Genomic DNA, 7,483 nt, shown 5'->3' with positions numbered 1-7,483 from the left:
GGGTGGGGGGATCGGGGGTTGCCCGCCACGGTAGAGATCGAGATATGGGGAGGCCTGGGGATTTCGCCATGGCTTCACACCGGCGCGGCGCCTGCGGAGGTAGGTGACCATTAGGACGGCGCAGGCCGTGATGATGAACGTGAGTAACAGCACTTTGCCAATGAGCAGCGCAGTCATAGGTAGATTCTAGGTGAACCCGCTCGGAGTGCCGTGCCGGTGGGCTCGCGGTGCTTGTCTGGTCGATTGCTGATGCACCCCGTCGTTGTGAACGCGGTGCCGCGGGGTCGAAACGCTTGTGAGCTGGGCTGACTCAGTAGCGTTGAACCGCAATCGCCAACACGGATCGATGTCGACCCGACGCAGGGCAGCTGTCGACAGATCCGGACGGCGCGAACCGGCCTGTCTCGCGCGATGCCCTGGGTAGTCAGGCCCAGATTCATCAAGGCCGATAACGGCATAACGGCCCAGGAGCGCGATGGCAGAACTTAATTGGGCAGAGGAGAGCGGGACGGCGCACGCAGGTGCCCAAGCCGGACAAGCCGACGCCGGGGCCTGAAGCGCGGGTCGACCGCCACTAGGTCGACCGGCGAGGACAATGGACCCATGCGATCTGCCGTCTCCGCCCTAGGCATCCTCGCGGTGACCGGCGTAGTTGTTGTGTTCGGCAATCCTGGCGAAGCGGCGGGCGACGTCGCGGTCGGACCAGGCCCCACCAACTACACCGTGCAACCGCAGCCTGCGCCCGCTAGCTGCCATTACCGCAGTAGCGCCAACGGCGAAACGCTGCCCGACCCGATCTGCACGCCGGGGGCGACAAACCCGAAGGCCATACCGGAGACGGTTGACACCACGATCTGCCGCAGCGGCTACACCAAGTCGATTCGGCCGCCCAGGTGGATCACCGACGCCGAAAAGCAAAGCAGCGCAGTTGCCTACGGCTACACCGGTCCACTTTCGGGGGTGGAGTACGACCACCTTGTGCCCCTAGAACTTGGCGGGGACCCGAACGATCCCCGCAACTTATGGGTCGAGCCCGGTGCATCCCCGAATCCGAAAGACGGCGTCGAATCACGCCTGCATCAGCTTGTCTGCGAAGGCACGATGCCGCTCACTGTGGCGCAGGAGGCCATCGCCACCGATTGGGCTACAGCCCTCAATTCCCGTTGAACCAGCGGCCGGTCCCCTTCGGCCATGTTTTCTTGGCCCTGTAGCCCATCAACACGGCGAGGCCTGCGGTACTGATCAGGCCCAGCGTCGTGCCGTTGGTGCACACATTCAATACGAACAGGGCGAGGGACAGCACAGCCATCACTGTGTAGAACGCTGGGCTGTTCCAAGGGTTGGCTTTCAAGCGCACCTCCTCTTCGGCCGGGCCGGCCAGCCACCAGGGAGCGTCCCGACGGCGCAGTGCTGCGTGCGATTCTCCTCTGATAAGGCTGTCCGTCGTTGGCGTGTCGGGGGTGCTGCGTGCCAATCTTCATCCAGGTGCGACGACCAGGTGGGACGGGGGAGAGGGGAGGTCGAGTCTTCCCTTTGACCATCTGCTACGAGCAGAACCAATATTATGGACGCGTGAAACATGTTGAGAGGCAACGCAATTTACACCGTCTTCTTCGTTTCGCCTTGACTACATAGCCTGCCAGGCCGCAAAACCGGCGCATCGCCAAGCCCTTCCAGATCCCAGGACTTGACGCTCACGTCGGTCAAAAGTCAGGCATGATCTCGACCGGATGTTCGCTCAGAGGTTCAACGACAATTGCCGCGTTTTTCATCAGCTCGATTGAGCGGGTAGTGTCCATCACGCTCTTTATGTCTCCCTCAATTATCATGTAGGCGGCGCGGTTCATTCGCTCATAGAACTCTTTCAGCGACTCCACGCTGCGAAAAACCGGAAAGTACTGCCTACCATCGCGTTCAAGCAAAAACAGCTTTTGTCTGCCGTCTTTTGTGTCGCCAAAAGGAGTGGAGTAGTAGACCTTAGCAGCAGTGCCCATCGTTTCAGTCGGCTTGTTCTTTTTGAATGAGCTCACGCTAGCTCCTTGATCGCGATGCCGTTGGCTCTGGCGACTAGATAGGTTACTACTGCTCCAATGACTACGAGATGGATAAACAGGCCTGCGACAACGCGGCCGAATGCCTGTCGTTCAGGTTCAGCTCCGGAAGGTCTTATGTCTCATAAGAATTCAGCGCAATGACCTTCGGATCAGTGGGTTCGACAACGATGGGCACATCGACGGCTCGCTCAGGCAGTACGGCGTTTCCTTGAGGCAGGTGTGCCAAGGATTGGTCAACTGCGATGTGATGAACGTGAGGGCTTCGGCGAGCTTGCCGGCCAGGTCGGCGCCAACCCCAGGCGTGAGACCGGCCTGCCAGGAGCCGCCGAATTGTCGGGTGAGCGTATAGGCTGTCGGGGTGGTTCCGCAGTGGCGGGTGGGCCCGCTAGCGTTGCCTGTTCACGGCGTGTTTGTCGGGCTCGGGGTGTTGGCGGCCACGGTCGTTTTCGTCGCGGAAGCGCGTCGCCGCGATGCGATGAATGAGCAGTCGCTGATCGCGGTAACAGGCGCGCTGGTCGGCGGGGCGATCGGTATGCGTTTGTCTGGGTGGGCGCAGCATATCGATTTCCGATTCAACCCAACCGTGCTGCGGGTCTGGGAGTTTGGGTCGCGCAGCATCTTAGGCGGGCTGCTGGGCGCCTATATCGGGGTGCTGGTCGCCAAGCGGATCGGTGGGTACCGCGGCAAGACTGGTGATCTTTTCGCGCCGGCGGTTGCGCTGGGCATGGCGGTCGGCCGGATTGGTTGTCATCTCACCGAAGCGCCCGGCCGGCCAACAAGCTTACCGTGGGGAGTGCATGCCCCAGTGACCACGCCGAAATGCCCGGGGTGTCTGGCTGGTGTGGCGATGCACCCGTCATTCGTCTACGAGATCGCGTTTCAGCTGGCCGTGTTTGGGATTCTGTTGTGGCTGCGCAGCCGTGTCACCCAGCCCGGGGAACTGTTTGTCATCTACGTTGCGGGCTATGCGGTGTTCCGATTCTTCGTCGAGTTTGTCCGCGCCAACGACACAGTTTGGCTGGGATTGACCCGGCCGCAATGGTTTTTGCTGCCGTCACTGGTTGTTATCGGTGTGCGGCTGGGATATGGCTATCGGCGCGGATACTATGACCAACTGCTGCGCCGCCTGGAATCGCGTGTATGACGACCCCGCCACCGAATACACCACCGCCCACCACACCACCGGGTTCGCCTGAGGGCGGCCCGCCGCGACCCGGCGGTCCGTACCATCCCTACACACCCCAGCAAGGGTGGTACCCGCCGCCGAGTGCGTGGCCGGCGCCCGGCTACCCACAGTGGCCGCAATACCCCTATCCCAGTCAACTGCCGCCGCCGCCCCCGCGTTCGAGCGGGGAGATCATCGGAGCTGTCATCGTCGGCGTCACCGTTTACGTGGTGATCAACCTCCTGGTTGGGCCCATGGTGCTGTTGGGGCTGGCCAACGTCATCTCACCGAAAGCGGCGTTCGTGATCGGTGCGATCATGCTTGGCTCGATCGCATTCGGTGGTGGCGCAGCGCTGATCGCGCGATCTCGGCGCCGGCCATGGCCGAAGGGAATAGGGATGGGGCTGATGATCGGCTGGGCGCTCACATCCGTGCTGACGGCGGGCTTGTGCACCGGACTAAACCCTGTGATGTACACCTGGTCGCGGTGATCGGCATGCTGCGCCTAGCTCGGATGGCCGGCGCCGTCGCGGTGATCGTGGTGGCGGGGTGCAGCGCGCCACCGAAACCGCCGACCAGCCCGGCCGGGGGCGCCGACGTTACCTCGCTGGACCCCGGCCATTACCCAACCAAGCCCAATTCGTCGCTGGGCAACGCCGGTGATGCCGTGAAGGGTGGATGGGTTGAGGCGCGCCGGATGGCCAACAACGTGGTGGGTCCGTGGGAGGTGGATCCCGCGTTGACAGAGGTGCATTGTTGCGTGTCGGGAGTGGTGAAAGATCCCGCCGCCCTGAACACGACGTTGGCCGCGCCCCTCGGTGATGTCGTCGGCAAGCACAATTTTCTCGCGGGCTTCGCCAGTGGAAAACGATCCAACCTGCTTGGGCCACACTCGATCATGGATTTGACCAATGTGGTGTTGCGGTTTGCCAGCGCGGCCGATGCCGCCGCGGCTGTCGCCGATATGGCTGCCCAAAGCGCCGCGCTGACACCGGCGTACCGCAGTTCTCGGCCCACGCACCCCATCGCGATTCCGCGCTACCCGCGCAGCACCGCTGTGGCTGATACCTCAGAGGAGCTGGAATCGTTTGTCTACGCGTTCACTGTGCACGGGGCCTACGTGCTATGCCAGCAGAGCGGGTCCGGCGATGGCCCGCATGCCGCCGCCCAGCTGGTCGCGGCCACCTTGGATAAGCAACTGCCGTCAATCGACCAGTTCACCCCGACGCCGGCCGAACAGCTGCCTGGGTTAGCGCTGGATCCCACCGGGCTGCTGGCCCACACCCTGCAAGGTGATCAAGTCTCGTCCAGCACAGGCGTTTACGAGCCGCGCGCCGACATGCACATCGATTCTCGTCTCGCCGAGCCTGCTAAACAGTGGGCGTTGTTCAATGCGGTGGGATTGCAGTCCGTCGCGTGGGCCGGCACCACCGTCTATGAAACTCGCGACGGGTCTGCGGCCGCCCGCCTCGTTGAGGAGTTCGCCTCGGCCGAGCTCGCCTACAACTACCGGCCGGCGGCCGGCATCAAAGGGATGCCTAACGCGAAATGCCTTGCTCCACCGCCACCAGACCCGCAGATCAATTCCATCCCAGGAGTGTTCTGCTTCGCCGCCGCCGGCCGCTACACCATCGTGGTGTTCACCGATCAGCAGGTCGATGCCCACCAGCGGGCTGCAGCCCAATATCTGATGCTGACCGCACGATGAGCCAGCCGCGTCTACCGTTACACCTTGGCTCCAAGAAAGAAGGGCGCGCATGACGACACCACCCTCGGATCCGTCCGATCCCGGCGACACATTTCGGGGTGGGCCTCCGCCCGGCTATCGACCCGATCGGCGCCGGCCACGCCGCCGGAGGCGGGCCTCATCACACATCTCCACCGGCAGCGTCATCGCCGGCATCGGCTTGTTCATCGCGATCAACGTCCCCGTGTTCATCGCGGTGAACCGCTACGCCGTCACCCATCCACACAGCCACGCGATGGTGATCGGCGCGGTCGCGCTCGGCGTCATCGTATTCGGTGGCGGCGGAACACTGTTGGCCGTGGGCAATCCGACAGCAAAAGCTATCGGGTTGGGCCTGATGATCGGCTGGGCGCTGGTGTCTGTCCTGTCGGCCGGTTACTGCACCGGATTGAACCCTGCGGGCTACCGGAGTTACTGAGATGGTTGGTATGCAGTTGCGCGGTGACCGGATCCATCGCTATGTCAATGCATTTTGCCCGCATTGCCATGTCGAGCAGCCGGATCGCCCGTTGAGCGGGGTGGCGCGGCTTAGCGGTTGGCTGGCCGTGCGCGACGGGCGGGTCTGGTTGGAGCGCGGCTGCCCCGCACACGGTTTGGTGCGCACCCTTTATGACGAGGACCCAGAAATCCTTGCCTACCTCGAGGAGTGGACCGCTCCCACAAAATCGCACACTGCTGATCTGGCAGGCAACTTCGACCCTGTCCCGGGCGCGTATCTGCGTGGCCTGCCGGAGATGCAAACCCAGCATACCTGCATACTGCTGGAGGACATCGCCGAAACGTGTAATCTGCGCTGCCCCACATGTTTCGCTGAATCCTCACCGGATTCGCCCAACGTGGTGTCAGTACGTGACGTGCTTACCAACCTCGACCGGCGACTCGAGCGCGAAAACGGGCGGCTTGACGTGTTGATGCTGTCGGGCGGGGAACCCACACTGCACCCACACTTGCCCGAACTGTTGGCTGAACTGGCGGCGCGACCAATCACCCGAATCCTGATCAACACCAACGGCATCCGCATCGCCACCGACGACGATTTACTCGACCTGCTCACTGAGCACCGGGAGCGCGTCGAAACCTACCTGCAATTTGACGGCTTATCGCTCGTGGCGCACCGCCATCACCGCGGCGGCGACTTACACCGCATCAAACAGGACGCGCTGCGCCGATTATCGGAGCGCGAAGTCTTCACCACGTTGGTGATGACCGTGGCTTTGGGTGTCAACGACGGCGAGATCGGCGATGTCATCAACGTCGCGCTACAAACCCCCTATGTGGGTGGGGTGTCGATCCAGCCGCAGTTCGCCTCGGGCCGCTCGGCTCACATCGACCCACTGAACCGACTCACCCACACCGGAGTGCTCAAACGAGTAGGGCCCCAAACAGCGGGTGTGGTCACGTGGCGTGATCTGACCGCGCTGCCCTGCTCACACCCGCACTGCTGCTCGATCGGCTACCTTATGCGCGACGACAGCGGACGGTGGCGTTCTTTGGTCGCATTGATCGGCCACGACAACCTCAAAGACAAGCTGGGGTTAGTCGCCAACCGCATCGCCGACACCGAGCTTCCCCGCGAACTACGTGTGGCCGTGCGCGAATCGCTGCTGGGCTTGCTCTCCGAGCAATCGTCGTTATCGCATCCTGGGATCGCCGAAGTCTGGCGCACCGTGTGCGAAAGCTGCGATCTGGGCATGTCCACTCTGCTGGCGCTGGCGTCTAGTGCCTTACCGGGTCAACGCCGCAAACTGCGACACATGCTGGGAGAGCGTGTGGTCCGAATTACCGTCAAACCCTTCATGGACATCTCGACGATGATCGAAGAACGCCTCACACAGTGCTGCGTCCACGTCGGCACTCGCGCGTCACATGATGATCAGTGTGCTCCGTTTTGCGCCGTGCAAGCCTGGCCGGCGCTCGGCCAGCAGCGGCTCTCGCTATCCGCCGGTCACCCGCCGCGACAAATCACTGCGCACCGATCGTGACAACGCTTGCGCGACGCTTAGAGGGGCAGCGGTCGCCCAGGAGTGTATTTTTTTGGCCGTGCAAGACCCGCGCGTGCCAGCTCGGGGTTGGGCTCTGCAGGGGGCAGTGGCGATTGAAAGTCATTGTCGTGTGCGGCCTTTGACGGGTGTATCGGTGTCGGCGGGTGGGGTGCGGTCTGGGTTGGGCCCGGGGCGCGCATCGGCCGGTCTGTCCGGTGTGGGTGCGGAGTTGGTGTGCGGGTCGGAGGTGGTGTGTGTGGTTCCGGCGCGGCCCGGGGTTGGTGGCGCGGGTGGTTCAGCGACGGGCGAGGAGTTGGGCGCGGCTGGCCCGCCGCGGTCGGCGGGGGGGTCGGGCTGGTGGTCTCGGTGTCGTCGCTGGGTGATCTTGTGGGCGACGGCGGCGCCGGCTACGGCTTCGGGTGCCGCGACGGTCGAGCCGGCTTGTGCGGCCATCACTGCGCCGTCAGCGGCGGTCGCGCTGGCTGCGGCGGGTGCGCTGTCGGCGGCCGTGGTGGCGCCGGTCGCAGTGGGGGTG

The 7,483-nt window shown here is 63.5% G+C and carries 8 protein-coding genes and 1 pseudogene; 6 read left to right on the top strand and 3 right to left on the bottom strand.

What is annotated here, in order from left to right; translation table 11 throughout:
* Positions 1 to 603 precede the first annotated feature (603 nt).
* Positions 604 to 1,167, top strand: coding sequence for a hypothetical protein (locus tag ACQI5H_RS24375; protein ID WP_427081856.1), 564 nt, complete (start codon positions 604 to 606; stop codon positions 1,165 to 1,167).
* On the opposite strand, the gene ACQI5H_RS24370 is transcribed toward ACQI5H_RS24375, so the two are convergent.
* Both ACQI5H_RS24370 and ACQI5H_RS24365 read right to left on the bottom strand, forming a co-directional pair.
* Positions 1,154 to 1,351, bottom strand: coding sequence for a hypothetical protein (locus ACQI5H_RS24370; RefSeq protein ID WP_427081858.1), 198 nt, complete (start codon positions 1,349 to 1,351; stop codon positions 1,154 to 1,156). The two genes, ACQI5H_RS24375 and ACQI5H_RS24370, sit on opposite strands and share 14 nt — an antisense overlap.
* A gap of 352 nt (positions 1,352 to 1,703) precedes the next feature.
* Positions 1,704 to 1,994 carry an SseB family protein gene (locus ACQI5H_RS24365; protein WP_427081857.1) on the bottom strand — a complete coding sequence of 97 codons (291 nt, stop codon included), beginning with the start codon at positions 1,992 to 1,994 and terminating at the stop codon, positions 1,704 to 1,706.
* 418 nt (positions 1,995 to 2,412) lie between these two features.
* Between ACQI5H_RS24365 and ACQI5H_RS24360 the strand changes: the two genes are divergently transcribed.
* Genes ACQI5H_RS24360 through ACQI5H_RS24340 form a run of 5 tightly spaced genes read left to right on the top strand, consistent with a single transcriptional unit; the run spans position 2,413 to position 6,948 of the window.
* The gene (locus tag ACQI5H_RS24360) at positions 2,413 to 3,198 is read left to right on the top strand and encodes a prolipoprotein diacylglyceryl transferase (protein WP_427081855.1); all 786 of its coding nucleotides are present in this window, start codon (positions 2,413 to 2,415) and stop codon (positions 3,196 to 3,198) included.
* Entirely contained in the window at positions 3,195 to 3,710 is a 516-nt protein-coding gene (locus ACQI5H_RS24355; protein ID WP_427081854.1) for a hypothetical protein, read from the top strand. The genes ACQI5H_RS24360 and ACQI5H_RS24355 overlap by 4 nt, the downstream gene beginning before the upstream one ends.
* Positions 3,711 to 3,715: 5 nt before the next feature.
* On the top strand, positions 3,716 to 4,927 hold the full coding sequence (locus ACQI5H_RS24350) for a DUF7373 family lipoprotein (protein WP_427081853.1): 1,212 nt from the start codon (positions 3,716 to 3,718) through the stop codon (positions 4,925 to 4,927).
* 49 nt (positions 4,928 to 4,976) lie between these two features.
* A complete protein-coding gene (locus ACQI5H_RS24345; protein ID WP_427081852.1) occupies positions 4,977 to 5,384 on the top strand; it encodes a hypothetical protein in 408 nt (135 codons plus the stop codon).
* 10 nt (positions 5,385 to 5,394) lie between these two features.
* Positions 5,395 to 6,948 (top strand): radical SAM protein, encoded by a 1,554-nt coding sequence (locus ACQI5H_RS24340; RefSeq protein ID WP_427081851.1) that lies wholly within the window; start codon positions 5,395 to 5,397, stop codon positions 6,946 to 6,948.
* A gap of 120 nt (positions 6,949 to 7,068) precedes the next feature.
* Here the strand turns inward: ACQI5H_RS24340 and ACQI5H_RS24335 are convergent.
* Positions 7,069 to 7,483: pseudogene (locus ACQI5H_RS24335) on the bottom strand (hypothetical protein); the annotation flags it as partial.

Source organism: Mycobacterium heidelbergense (genome assembly GCF_050205645.1).
GTDB classification, from domain to species: Bacteria; Actinomycetota; Actinomycetes; order Mycobacteriales; family Mycobacteriaceae; genus Mycobacterium; species Mycobacterium heidelbergense_A.
The sequence above is the reverse complement of the archived record's forward strand: the minus strand, read 5'-3'. Positions and strand labels throughout refer to the sequence as shown.